At 73.0% G+C, this 17,928-nt stretch carries 19 protein-coding genes; 15 read left to right on the forward strand and 4 right to left on the reverse strand.

All coding sequences use genetic code 11. The annotated features are described in order from the left end of the window. Window positions 1–8 precede the first annotated feature (8 nt). From ASG05_RS16980 to ASG05_RS02840, 5 genes are all read left to right on the forward strand, one after another. Window positions 9–1,997: a TPM domain-containing protein gene (locus tag ASG05_RS16980; RefSeq protein WP_162240623.1), complete on the forward strand. Its 1,989-nt coding sequence runs from the start codon at window positions 9–11 to the stop codon at window positions 1,995–1,997. A 77-nt stretch (window positions 1,998–2,074) separates the two neighbouring features. Next, the gene (locus tag ASG05_RS02825; protein ID WP_056257073.1) at window positions 2,075–2,797 is read left to right on the forward strand and encodes a PspA/IM30 family protein; all 723 of its coding nucleotides are present in this window, start codon (window positions 2,075–2,077) and stop codon (window positions 2,795–2,797) included. Then, on the forward strand, window positions 2,794–3,933 hold the full coding sequence (locus ASG05_RS02830; RefSeq protein WP_056257075.1) for a DUF418 domain-containing protein: 1,140 nt from the start codon (window positions 2,794–2,796) through the stop codon (window positions 3,931–3,933). Before ASG05_RS02825 ends, ASG05_RS02830 begins: the two co-directional genes overlap by 4 nt. 13 nt (window positions 3,934–3,946) lie before the next feature. Beyond that, window positions 3,947–4,789, forward strand: a complete 843-nt coding sequence (locus ASG05_RS02835; RefSeq protein WP_369814028.1) for an arginase family protein — start codon at window positions 3,947–3,949, stop codon at window positions 4,787–4,789. Between the two features lie 5 nt (window positions 4,790–4,794). Continuing rightward, entirely contained in the window at window positions 4,795–5,592 is a 798-nt protein-coding gene (locus ASG05_RS02840; protein WP_056258312.1) for a crotonase/enoyl-CoA hydratase family protein, read from the forward strand. Between the two features lie 108 nt (window positions 5,593–5,700). Here ASG05_RS02840 and ASG05_RS02845 read toward each other — a convergent pair whose 3' ends face one another. Next, window positions 5,701–5,871, reverse strand: coding sequence for a CsbD family protein (locus tag ASG05_RS02845; protein WP_056257081.1), 171 nt, complete (start codon window positions 5,869–5,871; stop codon window positions 5,701–5,703). Between the two features lie 193 nt (window positions 5,872–6,064). On the opposite strand from ASG05_RS02845, the gene ASG05_RS02850 reads away from it, so the two are divergent. Genes ASG05_RS02850 through ASG05_RS02860 form a run of 3 tightly spaced genes read left to right on the forward strand, consistent with a single transcriptional unit; the run spans window position 6,065 to window position 8,636 of the window. Beyond that, entirely contained in the window at window positions 6,065–7,465 is a 1,401-nt protein-coding gene (locus tag ASG05_RS02850) for an NAD(P)/FAD-dependent oxidoreductase (protein ID WP_056257082.1), read from the forward strand. Then, a complete protein-coding gene (locus ASG05_RS02855) occupies window positions 7,462–7,818 on the forward strand; it encodes a Fe-S oxidoreductase (protein ID WP_200936687.1) in 357 nt (118 codons plus the stop codon). The genes ASG05_RS02850 and ASG05_RS02855 overlap by 4 nt, the downstream gene beginning before the upstream one ends. Then, the gene (locus ASG05_RS02860; protein WP_056257084.1) at window positions 7,815–8,636 is read left to right on the forward strand and encodes an SDR family NAD(P)-dependent oxidoreductase; all 822 of its coding nucleotides are present in this window, start codon (window positions 7,815–7,817) and stop codon (window positions 8,634–8,636) included. The genes ASG05_RS02855 and ASG05_RS02860 overlap by 4 nt, the downstream gene beginning before the upstream one ends. A 74-nt stretch (window positions 8,637–8,710) precedes the next feature. On the opposite strand, the gene ASG05_RS02865 is transcribed toward ASG05_RS02860, so the two are convergent. Together ASG05_RS02865 and ASG05_RS02870 are read right to left on the reverse strand one after the other, a co-directional pair. Continuing rightward, window positions 8,711–9,649 carry a siderophore-interacting protein gene (locus ASG05_RS02865; RefSeq protein WP_082486266.1) on the reverse strand — a complete coding sequence of 313 codons (939 nt, stop codon included), beginning with the start codon at window positions 9,647–9,649 and terminating at the stop codon, window positions 8,711–8,713. 14 nt (window positions 9,650–9,663) lie between these two features. After that, window positions 9,664–10,092, reverse strand: a complete 429-nt coding sequence (locus ASG05_RS02870; protein WP_056257086.1) for an SIP domain-containing protein — start codon at window positions 10,090–10,092, stop codon at window positions 9,664–9,666. 284 nt (window positions 10,093–10,376) lie between these two features. Here ASG05_RS02870 and ASG05_RS02875 point away from each other — a divergent pair, with 284 nt between their 5' ends. From ASG05_RS02875 to ASG05_RS02895, 5 genes are read left to right on the forward strand one after another with little or no spacing between them, the layout of a single operon-like run. Next, window positions 10,377–11,876, forward strand: coding sequence for an ABC transporter substrate-binding protein (locus ASG05_RS02875; RefSeq protein ID WP_056257087.1), 1,500 nt, complete (start codon window positions 10,377–10,379; stop codon window positions 11,874–11,876). Next, a complete protein-coding gene (locus ASG05_RS02880; RefSeq protein ID WP_056257091.1) occupies window positions 11,873–12,826 on the forward strand; it encodes an ABC transporter permease in 954 nt (317 codons plus the stop codon). Before ASG05_RS02875 ends, ASG05_RS02880 begins: the two co-directional genes overlap by 4 nt. Continuing rightward, the gene (locus tag ASG05_RS02885; RefSeq protein WP_082486268.1) at window positions 12,823–13,767 is read left to right on the forward strand and encodes an ABC transporter permease; all 945 of its coding nucleotides are present in this window, start codon (window positions 12,823–12,825) and stop codon (window positions 13,765–13,767) included. Before ASG05_RS02880 ends, ASG05_RS02885 begins: the two co-directional genes overlap by 4 nt. Further along, complete coding sequence (locus ASG05_RS02890; RefSeq protein ID WP_056257094.1) at window positions 13,764–14,543, forward strand: ABC transporter ATP-binding protein; 780 nt, start codon at window positions 13,764–13,766, stop codon at window positions 14,541–14,543. Before ASG05_RS02885 ends, ASG05_RS02890 begins: the two co-directional genes overlap by 4 nt. Further along, complete coding sequence (locus tag ASG05_RS02895) at window positions 14,540–15,346, forward strand: ABC transporter ATP-binding protein (RefSeq protein WP_235491365.1); 807 nt, start codon at window positions 14,540–14,542, stop codon at window positions 15,344–15,346. Before ASG05_RS02890 ends, ASG05_RS02895 begins: the two co-directional genes overlap by 4 nt. Before the next feature lie 66 nt (window positions 15,347–15,412). Here ASG05_RS02895 and ASG05_RS02900 read toward each other — a convergent pair whose 3' ends face one another. After that, window positions 15,413–16,837 (reverse strand): amidase, encoded by a 1,425-nt coding sequence (locus ASG05_RS02900; protein ID WP_056257097.1) that lies wholly within the window; start codon window positions 16,835–16,837, stop codon window positions 15,413–15,415. A 121-nt stretch (window positions 16,838–16,958) separates the two neighbouring features. On the opposite strand from ASG05_RS02900, the gene ASG05_RS02905 reads away from it, so the two are divergent. Next, on the forward strand, window positions 16,959–17,297 hold the full coding sequence (locus tag ASG05_RS02905; RefSeq protein WP_056257100.1) for a multidrug efflux SMR transporter: 339 nt from the start codon (window positions 16,959–16,961) through the stop codon (window positions 17,295–17,297). A gap of 4 nt (window positions 17,298–17,301) precedes the next feature. Further along, complete coding sequence (locus tag ASG05_RS02910; protein WP_056257104.1) at window positions 17,302–17,907, forward strand: TetR/AcrR family transcriptional regulator; 606 nt, start codon at window positions 17,302–17,304, stop codon at window positions 17,905–17,907. Window positions 17,908–17,928: the final 21 nt, after the last annotated feature.

A 17,928-nucleotide genomic window follows, 5' to 3' on the forward strand; every position in this document is an offset into this window, starting at 1 on the left:
GGAGCGTCGTGACCGCGAACGCAACGACCGGCCGACGTCCGACGCGCCGAACGGTGACCGCTGGGGCCGTGGTGCTGCTGGCCCTGGTCGGTGCGCTGGCCTTCGGGGTCGCCCCGGCCCAGGCGGTCGAACCGGTCGACTTCTCGGGCGCCTACGTGGTCGACCAGGCCGACGTGCTCTCGAGTGCGGACGAGAGCCAGGTCGCCGACGCGCTCGACTCGCTATCGACCGACACGGGGGTCAACCTCTTCGTCGTGTACGTCGACTCGTTCTCCTCCCCCTCCGACCGCACCGCCTGGGGCGACGCGACGGCCTCCCTGAACCAGTTCGGTCCGAATGACGTGCTGCTCTCGGTGGCGGTCGACGACCGCCTCTACGACCTCTCGACCGACACCTCGGTGGTCTCGGAGTCAGACCGTCAGGCACTCGAGACCGACGTGGTCGTCCCCCAGCTGCGTGACGGCGACTGGGCCGGGGCCGCGGTCGCCCTCGCGGACGGCATCCGCAGCGACGATGCCGGACCCGACCTGAGCTGGGTGCTCTGGGCGCTGGTCGTGCTGGTCCTCGTGGTCGCGGTGGTCGTGATCGTGTTCGCGGTCCGCCGCGCCCGACGCCGCCGTCGCGAGTTCGACGCACAGAAGGCCGACCAGGCCGAACTCGACCAGCGCGCGGCCCGGGTGCTGGTCGCCCTGGACGACGAGCTGACGGCCGGCGCCCACGAGGTCGGCTTCGCCGCCGCGCAGTTCGGCGACGAGGCCGCCCGACCCTTCGCCGAGGCGCTCGACGCGGCGCGGGTGCACGCCCGCGAGGCGTTCGAGCTGCAACAGAGGCTCGACGACTCGGTGCCCGACTCCCCCGAACAGCGCCGCGAGTGGACCACGCGCATCATCGACCTGTGCGAGGCGGCCGACGCCTCCCTCGCCGAGCAGTCCGCCGCCTTCGACGAGCTCCGCGAGGCCGAGACCCGGGCACCACGCGACCTCGAGTCCCTGCCGGGTGAGATCGAGACACGACGGGCCCGACTGGTGAAGGCTCGCACCACCATCGACGAGCTCACGTCGCTCTACTCGGCCCGGGCCGTCGCGTCGATCGACCAGAACGACGACCAGGCCGACCGTCTGCTCGAGTTCGCCGACGAACGTCGCGGCACGGCCGCGATGGCCCTGTCGACGTCGTCCCCCTCCGAAGCCGTCGTGGCGATCCGCGAGGCGCGCCAGGCGTTGGCCCAGGTCGACCAACTGCTCGCGGCGGTCGACGGGGCCGGCGAGTCGTTGCGGACGGCGGGCAGCACCATCTCGGCCATGACCGACGACCTGCGACGCGACATCGCCACGGCCGAGGGCCTGCCCGACGGGTCGGCACCGCGGGGCGTCGACGTCGCGGGCTCCGTGTCCGCCGCGCGCGCCTCCGTGGCCCTGGCCGAGACGACCACCGACGACCCGCTCGCCGTCGTCGCCTCGCTGGGCGCCGCCAACGAGCGCATCGACCAGGTGCTGGCCGAGGTGCTCGAAGAGGCCGAGAAGCGACGGCGGGCGCAGGCGGCCCTCGACCAGGCCCTGCTGACCGCCCGCAGCCAGATCAGCGCCACCCGCGACTTCATCGAGACGCGTCGCGGAGGCATCGGGCCACAGCCCCGCACGAGGCTGTCCGAGGCCGAACGCCACCTGGCGACGGCCGTCTCGCTCGCGACCTCCGACCGCGACGCCGCCCTGTTCGAGGCCCACCAGGCCGTCCAGCTGTCGCAGGCGGCCGCGGCCGGTGCCGAGGCCGAGGTGTCGTCGTACCAGCAGGCGAGCCCCTTCGGCGGGGCGTCCCGCGGGTCGGCCGGGGCGAACCTGGGCGGCGTCGTCACCGGCATGCTGCTCGGCGGACTCTTCAGCGGAGGCGGCGGGGGCTTCGGAGGCGGGGGTGGCGGCTTCGGCGGAGGCGGCGGCGGCTTCGGCGGAGGCGGCGGTGGCGGCGGCGGTGGCCGCAGCTCCGGCGGAGGCCGGTTCTGAGCCGGTCCGCCCCGGCGCCCACGACCCGCGACACGACGAGCACCATCCATCGGCACCATCTCTCGAAAGGACGCACCATGGCAAAGCAGTCGATCTTCGGACGCATCGCGCAGCTCACCCGCGCGAACATCAACAGCCTGCTCGACCAGGCGGAGGACCCCAGCAAGATGCTGGACCAGATGGTCCGCGACTACACCAACAGCATCGCCGAGGCCGAGGAGGCCGTCGCGACCACGATCGGCAACCTGCGACTGCTCGAGCAGGACCACGCAGAAGACGTGGCCGCCGCCGCCGACTGGGAGCGCAAGGCCCTCGCCGCCAGCAACAAGGCCGACGAACTGCGCTCGTCGGGCAACGCGGTCGACGCCGACAAGTTCGACGCCCTCGCCCGGGTGGCGCTCGGCAAGCAGTTGACCAGCGAGAAGGAGGCGAAGACCGCCGAGCCCCAGATCGCCTCGCAGACCGAGGTCGTCGAGAAGCTCAAGACCGGGCTCTCCGGCATGCGGTCCAAGCTCGACCAGCTCGCGGCCAAGCGCGACGAACTGAACGCCCGCTCGAAGACCGTCGAGGCGCAGACCAAGGTCGCGGACGCCGTGCAGAGCATCGACATCCTCGACCCCACCAGTGAGATCAGCCGCTTCGAGGACAAGGTCCGTCGCGAGGAGGCCAAGATGCTCGGCCGACAAGAACTGGCCGCGTCGAGCCTCGACGCGCAGTTCGAGAGCCTCGACGACCTCGGCGAGCAGACCGAGGTCGACGCCCGCCTCGCCGCCCTCAAGCTCGGCGCGCTCGACAAGTGAGCCAGCCGCTGCCCCGCTCGCCCGCCCCGGTGGTGCCGCCGCCGACGCGGGCGAGCCGGGCGGCGCCCCGCCTGATGGGCGTCGACGTCGCCCGAGGGCTGGCGGTCATCGGCATGTTCGCCGCCCACCTGTGGCCACGCGAGCTGCTCGACGAGCGGATCTTCGACGGGCGGTCGGCCATCCTGTTCGCCACCCTCGCCGGGGTCTCGCTCGGACTGGTGTCGGGTGGCTCCCGGCCGACGCCCTCCGGCCGGCGGGGCAGGGTCGTCGGAGGCATCGCCATCCGGGCAGCCCTGCTGATCGTGCTGGGCCTAACCCTGCAGGCCTGGAACCCCTACCTGCTCGTCATCCTGCCGTATTACGGCGTGATGTTCGTCCTGGCCCTGGCACTGCTCTTCGCACCCCGGGCGGTGCTGCTCGGCGTCGCCGCCCTGCTCGCCGTCATGGCCCCGTGGCTGGCCTCGGCCGTCCCCGTCGACGCCTACGGCGACACCGCGTTGTCCGGTGCGGGCGGCCTCGCGACCCAGGCCCTGCTCGTCGGCGCGTACCCCGCCCTCGTCTGGACGCCCTTCGTGCTCGTCGGCCTCGCCGCGGCGCGTTCCGACCTGACCCGCACCCGCACCCAGGTCACGTTGCTCGTCGCCGGGACGGTGGCCGCGATCGTGGGGTACTCGGCGCGCTTCGTGCCCGGCGCCTCCTCGATCTCGTGGTTCGACCCCGCCGACCACGAGGGCATGCCGGCCGAGATCGTCGGTTCGGGCGGCGTCGCCGCCGCCGTGCTGGGGCTGCTGCTGCTCGTCACGGCGTCCCGCGGTGCGACGTCGACGGACCGCGAGCCCCCAGGAGGCGCGGCCGGGGTCGTCCGCACCGTGTTGCGACCGCTCGCCGCCACGGGCGCGCAGCCGCTCACGGTCTACACGGCACACGTGCTGATCACCTCGCCGCTCTTCACGGTGTACCGGCTGTCGGACCCCGACGCCGCGTACGGGCTGCCCCTCGGCCACCTGGTCGCCGCCGTCGTCGTGACGCTCGCCTACGCGACGCTCTGGCAACGGTTCGTCGGCCGCGGCCCCCTCGAGCGGGCGGTCGGCGCACTGAGTCGCCCCTGGGCCTGGAGCGCGGGCACCCGCCCGTGACAGACTGACGCCCGTGAGGTTCGTCGTGGTTCCACAGTGGCAGGGTTCACCGTCGTCGAGGGCCATGCGGCTCGCCGAGGGGGCGTACGCGATCCTCGGCGACCTGCCGTCGACCGCGACGACCATGGTCGAGGTGCCGGTCGGGGCGGGTGACTCGCTCGGCACCCGGGTGCACCGGCTCTCGTCGGTGCTGACCATCGCCGAGTCCGTCGGTCGGGAGCTGCGCACCGACGACTCCCCCGCGATCGTCGTCGGCGGCGACTGCGGCGTCGAGTTCGCCGCCGTCCGGCACGCGGTCACCCCCCGCACCGCCGTCGTCTGGTTCGACGCCCACCCCGACCTGCACAGCCCGCGCAGCAGCGAGAGCGGCGCGTTCAGCGGCATGGTGCTCCGGGCACTCATCGGCGACGCCACCGAAGACCTCCCGACCATCGGGCCGGGCCCGACGCCCGAGCCGCTCGACCCGGCACGGGTGGTGCTCGCCGGTGCCCGCAGCTACGACGACTCCGAGGACAGCTACATCGAGAGCCGACACGTCCGCACGGTGTCGTCCCTCGACTTCGACCCCGCCGAGGTGATCACCGCCGTCGAGGAATCGGGGGCGACCGAGGTCTACCTGCACGTGGACCTCGACGTCCTCGACCCGGGCGTGATCGAGGGGTTGCTCGACCCGCAACCGTTCGGCCTCGAGCCCGGCGTCCTGATCGAGACCATCACAGCGCTCAAGCAACGCTTCACGCTCGTCGGCGCCGGCCTCTGCTCGTTCGCCCCCGTCGACGCGGCCGCCGCCTCGGACGACATGGGCACCATCCTGCGCATCCTCGGGGCGCTCGCCCGAGAGACGCCCGCACCGTGACCGCGGTGGCCCCCGGCACGGACCGTCCCCGCGTCACCGTCGAACGCGACGGCCACGTCCTGCTGATCGGACTCGACCGTCCCGAGAAGCGCAACGCGGCCGACCTGCGCATGCTGCGAGAGCTGGCCCTGGCCTACGGCGAGCTCGACCGCGACCCCGACCTGCGGGTCGGCCTGCTCTTCGCGCACGGCGACCACTTCACGGCCGGCCTCGACCTCGGCGACGTCGTGCCCGCCGTGACCGACGCAGGCCTCGACGTCGTGCCCGATGGCGGGCTCGACCCGTGGCAGGTCCACGGGCGTCAGGTGTCCAAGCCCGTCGTCATGGCGGTGCAGGGCACGTGCCTGACCCTGGGCGTCGAACTCGCCCTGGCGAGCGACGTCGTCGTCGCCGACCGGAGCGCCCGCTTCGGCCAGATCGAGGTCAGTCGCGCCATCCTGCCCTTCGGCGGGGCGACGATCCGGCTGCCACGACGGGTCGGCTGGGGCGACGCCATGCGCTACCTGCTGACCGGTGACCAGGTCGACGCCGAGGAGGCGCGGCGCATCGGACTCGTGCAAGACCTGGTCGACGTCGGGGCGGCCCACGAGCACGCCCTCGTGCTCGCCCGGAGGATCGCCGCCCAGGCGCCCCTGGCGGTTCAGGCGACCCTCGCCAACGCCCGTCTGGCCGTCCGCGAGGGCGACGCCGCGGCCGAGGCGGCACTGCAGCCCGAACTCGTCCGGCTGCTCGCGACCCACGACGCCCGGATCGGGTTCGAGGCCTTCGCGTCGCGGACCGCCGCCGAGTTCACGGGACGCTGACCGAGCCTCCTCGGGGGGACGCGAGAAGGCGAGGCACGGACGGGCGGAGACACGAAAGAGCCCGCCCACCCCGAGGGGTGGACGGGCTCGAGAACGAGGCGGGTCGGCTTACTTGAAGACGTCCTTGACGTCTTCGCCGGCCTTCTTGGCGGAGGCACCGGCCTGGTCCTTCTGACCTTCGGCCTTCAGCTGGTCGTCGCCCTTGCGGTCGCCAACAGCTTCTTTCGCCTTGCCGGCGATGTCCTGAGCGGCGTTCTTGATCTTGTCGTCGAGTCCCATGTGTGCCTCCTCGTAGATTGACGCGCCCCACCGAAGGATTCGCAGTGATGCGCTGTTGCAGGGCACGCTACCAACGAGCGTCCGGTCGCGCTCAAGGCGTTCAGGAAAGACCCAGTCAGGACTCACGAAACGGATATGTCCCCCGGACGGACCCGCCTGAGAACGCGCACCCCGAGGCGACTAGCGTCAGGGCATGACGACTTATGACCTCATCGTGATCGGAGCCGGCGCGGTCGGCGAGAACGTGGCCGACTACGCCACCCGCAACGGCCTCAAGGTGGGCCTCGTCGAAGCCGAGCTCGTGGGCGGCGAGTGCTCGTACTGGGCCTGCATGCCGTCGAAGGCCCTGCTGCGCTCGAGTGCCGTCGTCCGGGCGGCCAAGTCGCTCGACGGCGCCAAGCAGGCCGTGACGGGCGACGTCGACGTCGCCGCCGTGCTGCGTCGCCGCGACTCGTTCACCAGCAACTGGGACGACTCGGGCCAGGCCGACTGGGTCGAGGGCGCCGGCATCGACCTGATCCGCGGGCACGCGACCATCACGGGCGAGAAAGAGGTGACGGTGAACGGGGAGGTGCACCAGGCCACCTACGCCGTCGCCGCGGTGACGGGGTCGTCGGCACTGCTGCCCGACATCCCCGGCCTCGCCGAGTCGAAGCCGTGGACCAGCCGTGAGGCCACCAGCGTCAAGACGATGCCGCAGAGCGTCGTCATCGTCGGCGGCGGCGTCGTCGCGGCCGAGATGGCCACGGCGTACCAGCAGCTCGGCTCGACCGTCACCCTGATCGCCCGCAGCGGCCTGCTCGGCGGGCAGGAGCCCTTCGCCGGCGAACTCGTCGCCGACTCGCTGCGCGGACTCGGCGTCGACGTCCGCCTCGGCGTCTCGCCCTCGAACGTGCTGCGCACCGAGCACGACACCGTCGAGGTCACCCTCGACGACGACTCGACGGTGATCGCGGACGAGATCATCGTCGCGACCGGCCGCGTGCCCCGCACGACCGACCTCGGGCTCGAGAACGTCGGACTCACGCCGGGCGAATGGCTCGACGTCGACGACACCATGCTCGTCAAGGGCACGGACTGGCTCTACGGCGTCGGCGACGTCAACCACCGGGCGCTGCTGACCCACCAGGGCAAGTACCAGGCCCGCGCCGCCGGCGAGGTCATCGCCGCCCGCGCCTTCGGCAAGCCCGTCCAGGCCGAGCCGTGGGGCGCGCACGTCGCGACGGCCGACGACGCCGCCGTGCCGCAGGTCACCTTCACCGACCCCGAGGTGGCGAGCGTGGGCCTCACCGCCGACGCCGCCGGCAAGCGCGGCATCGACGTGAAGGTCGTCGACTACGACCTCGCGGCCGTCGCCGGCTCGGCGATCCACTCGGACGAGTACAAGGGTCAGGCCCGCCTCGTCGTCGACGAGTCCCGCAGGGTGATCGTCGGTGCCACCTTCGTCGGCCCCGACGTGAGCGACCTGCTGCACGCCGCGACGATCGCGGTCGTCGGCGAGGTGCCGATCGACCGGCTGTGGCACGCCGTCCCTTCGTACCCCACGGTCAGCGAGGTCTGGCTGCGCCTGCTGGACGCGTACGGCCGTCCGTGATCAACCCGCTGGTCGACTCGCCGATCTCGCGGCTCGGCTGTGCCTGGGCCACGGTCGTCGGCCTCGCGGTCGGCGTTCCGCTCAGCGTCGGTCGCGTCCGCGTGGTCGGCGATCTGATCGTCTGCCGGGGACTGCCCCGGTGGGCGTTCAAGCGAGGCGGAACGTGCGTCGGCCGGGTCTACCTCACCCGCGACAACGACGGACCCCGGGTGCTCGAGCACGAGGCCGTGCACGTCCGTCAGTGGCAGAAGTACGGCATGCTGATGCCCGTACTGTACTTCTTGGCCGGCAGCGACCCGCTGTCGAACAGGTTCGAGATCGAGGCCGGCCTCGAGAAGGGCGGATATCGATGACCCGCACCGTGATCATCACCGGGGCGAGCAGCGGCATCGGCCGCGAGGCCGCCCGCGAGCTCGCGAAGGGCGGCGCCGACGTCGCCGTCGTCGGGCGGAACCCCGAACGCACGCAGGCCGTGGCGGACGAGGTGGGCGGCACGGCCTTCCTGGCCGACTACGACCGCCTCGACGACGTCCGGTCGTTGGCCGACCGACTGCTCGACCGCTACCCGCGGATCGACGCCCTGGCGAACAACGCCGGCGGCCTCGTGAGCGAGCGCGGTGTGACGGCCGACGGATTCGAGCGCACCCTGCAGTCGAACCACCTGGCGCCCTTCCTGCTGACCCGGCTGCTGTTGCCGCGCCTGGTCGAGAGCGGCGGCCGCGTGGTGTCGACGGCGAGCACCGCGAACCTGATGGGTCACGTCCGGCTCGACGACCTCAACTGGTCGAAGCGGCGCTGGGCCGGCGGGTGGCGCCAGTACGGCACGACGAAGATCGAGACCGTGCTGTTCGTCCGCGAACTGGCGAAGCGCACCGGGCTCGAGGCGTTCTCGTTCCACCCGGGCATCGTCGTCACCGGCTTCGGTTCGGACTCCCGTGCGATGCGCGTCGCCAACGTGCTGACCAACGGCAACTACGGCATCTCGGCCTCGGCCGGCGCCGTGCCGCTGATCCAGCTTGCAGGCCCGACGACCATCGCGGTCGAGAGCGGCACCTACTTCGACCAGCTGAAGCCCCACGGTCGGCTGCACCGTCAGGCGACCGATCCGCTGCTCGCCGAAGCCCTCTGGGACCGCACCTCCGAGCTCGTGGGCCTGCCCGCCGAGATCTGAGGCGCGACGGGACGACCGGACGAAGGAGGCGCGATCGACGTGGTCACGCCTCCTTCGTCGTCGACGCCCCGGCGTCAGGACTCGGACTTGCCGATCCGCCAGTACCCCATGAAGGCGACCTGGCGGCGGTCGATGCCGACCTCGCTGACCAGGAAGCGCCTTAGGGTCTTGATCGCCCCCGCCTCGCCCGCGAACCAGGCGTAGAGGTCGGAGCTGACGGCCGCGCCGTGCGGGTCGTCGCCGTGCGGGACGTCCCAGAGGACGTCGTGGTCGACGTCCACCTCGCTCACCTCGACGCCGTGGTGCCAGGCGGTCACGAAGCGCGCCGTCCAGCGACGGACCGCGACGACGAGGGCCTCGCCGTGACCCGAGGACGCCTCGCGACGCGGCAGCCAGTGGACGTCGACCCCGGGAGGCGCGACCAGGTCGAGCTCGTCGGCCGCGGTCGGGATCTCGATGAAGACGCAGCCCCGGGCGTCGGCCGGCAAGGCTTCGACGATCGAGCAGATCGCCGGCGCGGCCGTCTCGTCGCCCGCCAGCAGGAGGGTGCGCGCGTCGCCCGGCGACCACTCGACGCCGCTGCCCGTGACGCCGCTCGTGGCGTCGGGGCCGACGAGCATCAGCTCGTCGCCGACCCGGGCGCGTCCGGCCCAGGCCGAGGCGGGGCCGGTGTCGCCGTGGCAGACGAAGTCGACGTCGACCTCACGCGCCGCCGGACGCGCGGCCCGGGCGGTGTACGTGCGGAACGCGTTCTGCTGCTCGGCCGGCAGGGCACGCCACGAGGCGTACCAGTCGTCGGTCGGAAAGGTGTCGTACCCGGTGGCCTCGAGGGGCAGGACGACCTTGATGCGCTGGTCGAGCCCGTCGACGCCGAAGTCGCCGAGGTCGTCACCCGTGAAGGTGATGCGGACGAACGACGGGGCCAGGCGACGGACCGCCGCGACGCGCACGCGGTAGGGACGGTGGGCCGGCTTCGCCGGGCGCTCGACGATCGTGGCGGTCGCGCTGGTCATCAGGTGTTCGCCGGTCAGACGGCGGCGGGGGCGCCGACGTGGAAGACCTCGTGCAGGTCGTGCCGCAGGTCGTAGGCGAAGGCGGGAGGGCCGCCGATCCAGACCACGTGCTCACCGGTGGCCACCGACTCGGGCTCGACGTACATCTCGCCGAGCCAGGCCCGGACGGCTCGGTCGAGCGCCTGGCCGGGGGCGCACGCCGCGCCGGTGCCGGGCGCGCCCGAGCGGCGGTCACGGGCGAGCCAGGTGACCGTGACCCGACCGGGCGAGGCGAGGGGCTCGACGTCGTCGGCGCTGTCGACCTCGACGAACACCTGGCCCCGGGCGCAGATCGGCAGGACCGAGAGCATCTCTCGCAGCACGGGGATCGACGAGGCGTCTGCGGCGAAGAGGACGCGGAGGGCGTCGTGCGGCAGGGGCGGGTTCTGGTCTACGAGGAGCATGTCCCCTTCAATATAGGTAAGGCTTGCCTCATCCGCCACACGGGTCTCTCGATTGACAGCGACCTCGCTGCCGTGATGGTAAGTTCTGTCGGGTCCGGCGTCCGTCAGCGACGCCCGGAACGAGGGGCCGTGCCGTGTCCGACAGCAACACGGTGGCGGATCGCGTGGACCGGTTCAGCAGCGACCGGTGCTCCCCCGCCGAACGACCGAGGGGCTCTCCCGTGCCTCCGGTCCCCCGTCGCCGTGGACGAACCGCCACGGCCGTCCCCGGAAGGCCCCACCAGGTGCGCACCCTCCCCCTCTCCGCCGCCGTCGCCGCGCTGTTGCTCCTCGCGACCGGCTGCTCGTCCGCCTCGTCCCCCGACGGGTCGGGCACCCCCGACGCCGACGCCACCGTCACGGTCGGCCTCGTGCTCGAGCCGAGCGACCTCGACATCCGCAGCACGGCGGGCATCGCGCTCGACCAGGTGCTGATCGACAACGTCTACCAGGGCCTCGTCGGCCGCACGCAGGACAACGAGATCCGCGACGTGCTCGCCGAGAGCCACACGATCAGCGACGACGGCCTCACCTACACCTTCACGCTGCACGACGGCGTGACCTTCCACGACGGGGCCGCCCTGACGGCCGACGACGTCGTCTGGTCGCTGTCGCAGGTGAAGGACGACGCCTCCCTGGCGAACCACGCCGACCTCGCCGCCGTCTCGACCATCACGGCGCCCGCCGCCGACACCGTCGTGCTCACGCTCTCGCGACCCGATTCGTCGCTGCTGTTCAACCTGACGGGTCGGGCCGGTCTCGTGCTGCAGCAGTCGGCGACGAACGACCTCTCGACCACGGCCAACGGCACCGGCCCGTTCGAGCTGACCAGCTGGCGCCAGGGCGACAACCTGCAGCTCGGTCGCTTCGCCGACTACTGGGGCAGCCCGGCGAAGGTCGCCGGCGTGACCTTCCGGTACGTGACCGACCCGTCCGCCGCGATCAACGCCTCGATCTCGGGCGACGTCGACGTGCAGACCGCGGTCGACGCGACCCTGTCGAGCCAGCTCGACGGCGTCGACGGCATCACGGTCGAGAAGGGCAAGACGACCGACAAGTACACCCTCGCCTTCAACAACGCCGTCGCACCGTTCACCGACGCGAAGGTCCGCAAGGCCCTGCGGCTCGCGATCGACAACGACGCGCTGATCGCCGCCGTCGGCGGCTCGGCCGTCGACCAGGGCGGTCCGATCCCCGAGCTCGACCCCGGCTACCGCGACCTCACGAGCGTCGACGCCTACGACCCCGACGAGGCGAAGGCCCTGCTCGCCGAGGCCGGCCACGACGGCGACCTGTCGCTGACCCTCGAGTACCCCAACGTCTACCCGACCGCGATCGGTGACGTGCTGACGACGCAGCTCAAGGCCGTCGGCGTCACGTTGTCGGTGCAGCAGGTCGACTTCAGCACCTGGCTCGACGACGTGTACTCGAACGGGGACTTCGAGCTCAGCATGGTGAACCACGCCGAGACCCACGACTTCTCGAACTGGGCGAACCCGGACTACTACTGGAACTACGACAGTGCTCCCGTGCAGCAGCTCTACGCCGAGTCGATCGCCGCGACCGACCCCACGGTGGCCGACGAGAAGCTCGCCGAGGCCGCGAAGATCGTGTCGGAGGACGCTCCCGCCGAGTGGCTCTACACGGCGACGACGCTGACGGCGATCCACGACGGCGTCACCGGGTTCCCGACGAGTTCGACCACGACGCGCCTCGACCTGGCTGACCTGGCCAAGGCGGAGTGACCCGCTTCGTCGCCGGCCGCCTGCTCCTCTTCGTCGGGGGGCTGGCCGTCGCGAGCGTGCTGATCTTCGCGACGCTGCGGTTGCTGCCGGGCGACGTCGCCCAGGCGATCGCCGGCACGACGGGCTCGCCCGAGCAGGTCGCGGCCCTGCGTCAGCAGCTCGGCCTCGACCGTCCGGTGGTCGTGCAGTACCTCGACTGGGCGGGGGGCCTCCTGCGCCTCGACCTCGGCGAGTCGCTCGTGACCGGCACCCCCGTCGTCGACGAGGTGCTCGACAAGCTCGCCGTCACCCTGCCGCTCGCCGGGCTCTCGCTCGTCTTCGGGTTGCTGATCGGCATCCCGCTCGGGGTGACCAGCGCACTCCGCCGGGGCCGCGCCTCCGGGGTGGTGCTCGGCACGGGGGCCCAGCTGCTCGCGGCCGTCCCCGTCGTGTGGGCGGGCATGCTGCTGATCGGCGTCTTCGCCGTGACGCTGCGGCTGCTGCCCACGCAGGGCTTCCCGGCCGACGGCTGGGCCGAGCCCGGGCGGGCCCTGCGCTCGCTCGTCCTGCCGGCGCTGACCATCGGCATCGTCGAGGGGGCCGTGCTGCTGCGCTTCACGCGCTCGGCCGCGCTCGGCGCCCTCGACCAGGACTACGTGCGGACCGCCGCCGCCAACGGCATGACCCGCTCGCGCGCCCTCGTGCGGCACGGGCTGCCGAACGTCGTGCTCAGCGTGGTGTCGATCCTCGGCCTGCAGGTCGCCGGCCTGATCGTCTCGGCCGTCATCGTCGAGCAACTCTTCACCCTGCCGGGCCTCGGCCGCATGCTCGTCACCGACGTCGGCCGCCGCGACCTGACGAAGGTGCAGGGTGAGCTGATGACGCTGACCACCCTCGTGCTGGCCATCGGCCTGGTGATCGACGTGGTGCACCGCCGGCTCGACCCGCGCCTCCGGGAGGGCGAGCGATGAGGCGCGGCGCGTTCGTCCGCGACCTGCTGCGTCGACCGCAGGGCGCCTTCGGCCTGGGGTGGCTCACCCTGGTGGTCGTGTCGGCCGTGGTCAGCCGGTTCTGGACTCCTCTCGACCCGTTCGACACCGACCCGTACTCGGCCTGGCTGACGCCGTCGCCCGGGCACCCGTTCGGCACCGACTCGGTGGGACGCGACATCTTCAGCTACGTGTTCGCCGCCACCGGCACGACCGTCGTCGTCGCCGTCGCCTCGGGGGTCGTCGCGACGGTCGTCGGCGTCGGCCTCGCCGCCCTCGGCTCGTTGACGGCGCGGTGGGTGCGGGAGTCCGTCGCCGTGCTGATCGACGTTCTCGTGGCGTTCCCGACCCTGTTGATCGCCATGGCCCTCGCCGCCGCGTTCGGCGGTTCGCTCACCGTCGTGGTCGTCGCGGTCGGCATCGGATACGGGGTGTCGATCGCCCGGGTCAGCCGGTCCGAGATCCGGCAGGTGGCGCGGACCGACTACGTCCTCGCGGCCCGGGCCAACGGCCTCGGCACCGGGGCCGTGCTGCGGCGACACCTGCTGCCGAACGTCGCCCCGGTGTTCGTCGTCCAGCTGTCGCTGTCGATGGCGACGAGCGTGCTCGCCGAGGCGGGCCTGTCGTTCCTCGGCTACGGCGCCCCGGCCGACACCGCCTCGTGGGGCCGTCTGCTCAGCGACCTGCAGAAGTTCATCGGCATCCACCCGGGCTCGGTGGTCTGGCCGGGTCTCGCCATCACCCTGACCGTGCTCGCCCTCAACCTGCTGGGCGACGCGGTGCGCGACGCGTCCGACCCCCGGCTGCGGTCGGGCCGCAGAGCGACCGGCACCGCGGCGGGCCCGCGCGGGCCGGCCGGGCCGACCGACCCGACCCCGCCTGCCGCCCAGCCGCGGCCCGTCGCCCCGGAGGTCGTCTCGTGAGCCTCGTGATCGACGACCTCACCGTCACCATCTCAGGCCGCCGCGTCGTCGACGGCGTCTCGCTCGACGTGCCCGACGGGGCCAGGGTCGGGCTGATCGGCGAGTCCGGTTCGGGCAAGTCGCTCACCACACTGGCCGTGCTCGGCCTGCTGCCCGACGGCGCACGGGCGAGCGGCAGCATCCGACTCGACGGACGCGAACTGCTCGGCGCCCCCGAGCGCGAGCTCGCCGGCCTCCGCGGCCGCGTCGTCGGCACGGTCTTCCAGGACCCCCGCACGGCCCTCGACCCCGTCGTCACCGTCGGTCGGCAGATCGCCGAACCGCTGCGGCTGCACGCCCGGGTCGGTCGACGTGACGCGCGCGCCCGGGCCGTGGCCGCCGCCGCCGAGGTCGGCCTGCCCGACCCCGAGTCCGTCGTCGACCTCTACCCGCACCAGCTCTCGGGCGGCCAGCGCCAACGCGTCGGCATCGCCATGGCCCTCATCAACCGCCCGGGGCTCGTGCTCGCCGACGAGCCCACGACCGCCCTCGACGTCACGACCCAGGCCGAGGTGCTCGCGCTCTTCCAGCGCCTGGTCGACGACCGGGGCACGTCGCTGCTGTTCGTCACGCACGACCTCGCCGTGCTCTCGCGCATCACCGACCACGCCGCCGTCCTGTCGCACGGTCGCGTCGTCGAGAGCGGCCCCGTCGAGCGGCTGCTGCACCGCCCGGAGCACGAGGTCACCCGCGGGCTCGTCGAGGCGACGCGGGCGACGACCTGGAGGGCCTCGTGAGCGACCGGACCACCGACGCCGCGCCTCCTCTGCTCGTGGCCCGCGGCCTCACCCGCACCTTCACGCTGCCGCGGCGGTCGCCGTTCCAGCCGGGGCCCGTCCGGCACGCCCTGGTCGACGCCGACCTCGAGGTCGCGGCCGGCGAGAGCGTCGCGTTGATCGGCGAGTCGGGGTCGGGCAAGTCGACCCTCGTGCGCCTGCTGCTCGCCCTCGACCGGGCCACGTCCGGCACGGTGACCTTCGAGGGCCGGCCGGTCGCACCCGACCGCGCGTCACGGCTGCGCTGGTTGCGTCGTCAGACCGGCATCGTGCTGCAGGACCCCTACAGTTCGCTCGACCCCCGCATGCGCGTCGGCGACACGATCGCCGAGCCGTTGCGCGCCCTCGGCGTCGACGGCGACCACGACCGCCTGGTGGCCGAGATGCTCGACCGGGTCGGCCTGGCCCCCGGTGATGCCGACGCGTGGCCGCACGAGTTCAGCGGCGGGCAGCGTCAGCGCATCGCCCTGGCCAGGGCCCTGGTGCACCGCCCCCGGCTGCTGATCGGCGACGAGCCGATGAGCGCACTCGATGTCACCGTGCGCGCGCAGATCCTCGAGCTGTTGCGTGAGCTGCGCGACGAACGGGGTCTCACTCTGCTGCTCGTGTCGCACGACATCGGGCTCGTGCAACACCTCGCCGACCGGGTCGCCGTGCTGCGTGACGGCCGCATCGTCGAGCAGGGCACGACCGACGACGTGCTGCGACGGCCGCAGCACGCCTACACGCGCACGCTCATGGACTCGGTGCCGACGCTCGACTGAGGCCCGCTCGCTCGACCCAGGCCCGCTCGACCGAGGCCCGCGCTCACGTCGGGGCGGGCGCCCCGCTCACCACATCGGTGGGTGGCGGCGCTGCCAGCGCAGGCGCCGCTCGAGCTGTGCGCCGATCGCGAGCAGCACGTCCTCGCGTCCCGGCCGACCGATCAGCTGCACGCCCGCGGGCACGCCGTCGACCTCGTCCACCGGCAGGCTGATTGCGGGCAGCCCGGCCACGTTGACGAACGACGTGAACGGCGAGTAGAGGCACTGCTGCTCGAAGTTGCGCTCGGCGTCCTCGGCGTCGTACCAGCCGATCGGGCGCGGCAGCATCGCCAGCGTGGGCGTCAGCACCGCGTCGAACGGCGCGAATCGTTCGATCACGCCGCGCTCGAAGGCGGCGAGCCCGACGAGCGCCGCCGACAGCTCGCGAGCCGTCACGCGACGCCCGTGCTCGACCAGCCACCGGGTGATCGGTTCGAGCAACGCGAGGTCGGCCTCGGTCTCGGCCGGGATGCCCGCGGCGCCCGCCTGCCAGATCGTGCGGAACAGCGCCGGGTAGTCCGACGGCGGCAGGCTGGTCTCGTCGACGCCGTGCCCCATCGACGCGAGCAGGTCGGCGGTCTCGCCGAGGACGCCGAGGAGGCGCGGGTCGACCCGGACGTCGAAGGCGTCGTCCCAGGGGCTCGTCGTCATCACCGCGACCTGGAAGCGCCCCTCGCCGCGGACGGCGGTGCCGAGGTAGGCCCCGTCGGGCGACGCCGGGGCCCGGAGGGCCTGGTGGTGGCGCGGTGCGTGCCCGTCGGGCGACACCATCGCGTCGAGCAGCAGGGCGGCGTCGGCGACCGACCGGGCCAGGGCCCCGCCGACCGGCAGCCCGGCGAGGCTCGTGAGCCCCGACTGGGCCGGCACCCGGCCCCGCGAGGGCTTGAGGCCGACCAGCCCCGTGGCGGCGGCGGGGATGCGGATGCTGCCCCCGCCGTCCGATCCGGGGGCGAACGGCAGCAGGCCCGCGGCGACGGCTGCCGCGGCCCCTCCGCTGGACCCGCCGGCACCGGTCTCGGGCCCCCAGGGGTTTCGGGTGGGTGGGCCGACGAGCGTCTCGGTGTAGGCGGTCAGCCCGAACTCGGGGGTCGCCGTCTTGCCCAGGCTGACGCTCCCGGCCTGGTCGAGGGCCTCGGTGATCTCGGACGACGTCGTGGGCACGCGCCCCCTGCTCAGGCGCGACCCCGACCAGGTCGGCACGCCCGCGCGGTCGCTGAGGTCCTTGTCGGCCAGAGGGAGCCCCCAGAGTGCGGCGACCGACGGACCGGCCGCGGCGAGGGCGTCGGCCCGCTCGAGCGCCGCCTCGCCGGTCACGGTGACGAAGGCGCCGATGTCGCCGTCGAGCCGCGCGATGCGCTCGAGGTAGTGGGCGGTCAGTTCGCGGGGCGAGACCTCGCCACGACGCAGCCAGTCCCACTGCTCGTGGGCGCTCAGGTGGTGGAGTTCGAACACCCGTCGAGCCTAGGCCGCGGGCCGGGACGCTCGTCCCGTTTTCTGGTACGTTTGTCCCATTCGTGCTCCCCCGGCCGCAGGTCGCCGCCGGGACCGTCGCGCGTCTCGACAGGACTCCGTCATGGGTTACCTCTTCCTCGCGCTCGCCATCGTCGGCGAGGTCTTCGCCACGAGCTTCCTCAAGGTCACCAGCGGCCCCGACGCCAAGTGGTGGCAGTACGCCGCGGTCGTGGTCGGCTACGTCTTCGCGTTCGCGATGCTCTCGCAGTCGCTGAGCAAGGGCGTGCCGCTCGGCATCGCGTACGCGATCTGGGCCGGCATCGGCGTCGTGCTCGTCGCCCTGATCAGCTGGATCTTCTTCAAGGAGCCCCTGACGCTCGTCCAGCTCGGCGGCATCGTGCTCGTCATCGGCGGCGTCACGATGCTCGAGCTCGGCGGCCGCCACGAGGCCGCGGCCTGACCCCGTGGGCGACTCGACGTCGGGCGGCGGCCCGTCCTCCGACGGCCCGGCGCCCGGCTCCCCGGCCCCCGGCTCCTCGGCCCTCACCCCCAAGGGCGAGACGAGGAGGCGCGCGCTGCTCGACGGCGTCCTGACCGTCCTCGAGGCGGGCGGCCCCTCGGCCGTGACGCACCGGGCGGTCGCCCGGGCCGCCGGCGTCCCGGTCTCGGCGGCCACGTACTACTTCGCCGGTCGGGACGACCTGCTGCGGGCGGCGCTACGGCACGCGACCACCGACTGGGCGCGGTCGTTCGACCGACTCGAGCGCGCCTCCTTGCGTGACCTCGCCGAGACCCTCGTCCGCTACGCCGTCACCGAGCGGGGGGCGGCGCGGGCGCAGTACGAACTGCTCTTCACCGCGATGCGCGACGAGTCGCTGCGCGAGGACGCCGAGCTCTGGTACTCGTCGCTCGAGCACGTGCTGTCGCGGGCGGGCGTGCCGCCGGACCGGGTCGACGTCGCGGCCCTGGCGGTCGACGGGTTGATCGTCCGCATGCTCTGGCGGGGTGAACCGGGCACCGTCGCCGCGACCGAACGGGTGCTGCGACAGGTGGTCGGGCCGCTGCCCTGATCCGCCGGCCCGCCCTCAGCC

This window comes from Frigoribacterium sp. Leaf186 (genome assembly GCF_001423905.1).
Classification (GTDB): Bacteria; Actinomycetota; Actinomycetes; order Actinomycetales; family Microbacteriaceae; genus Frigoribacterium.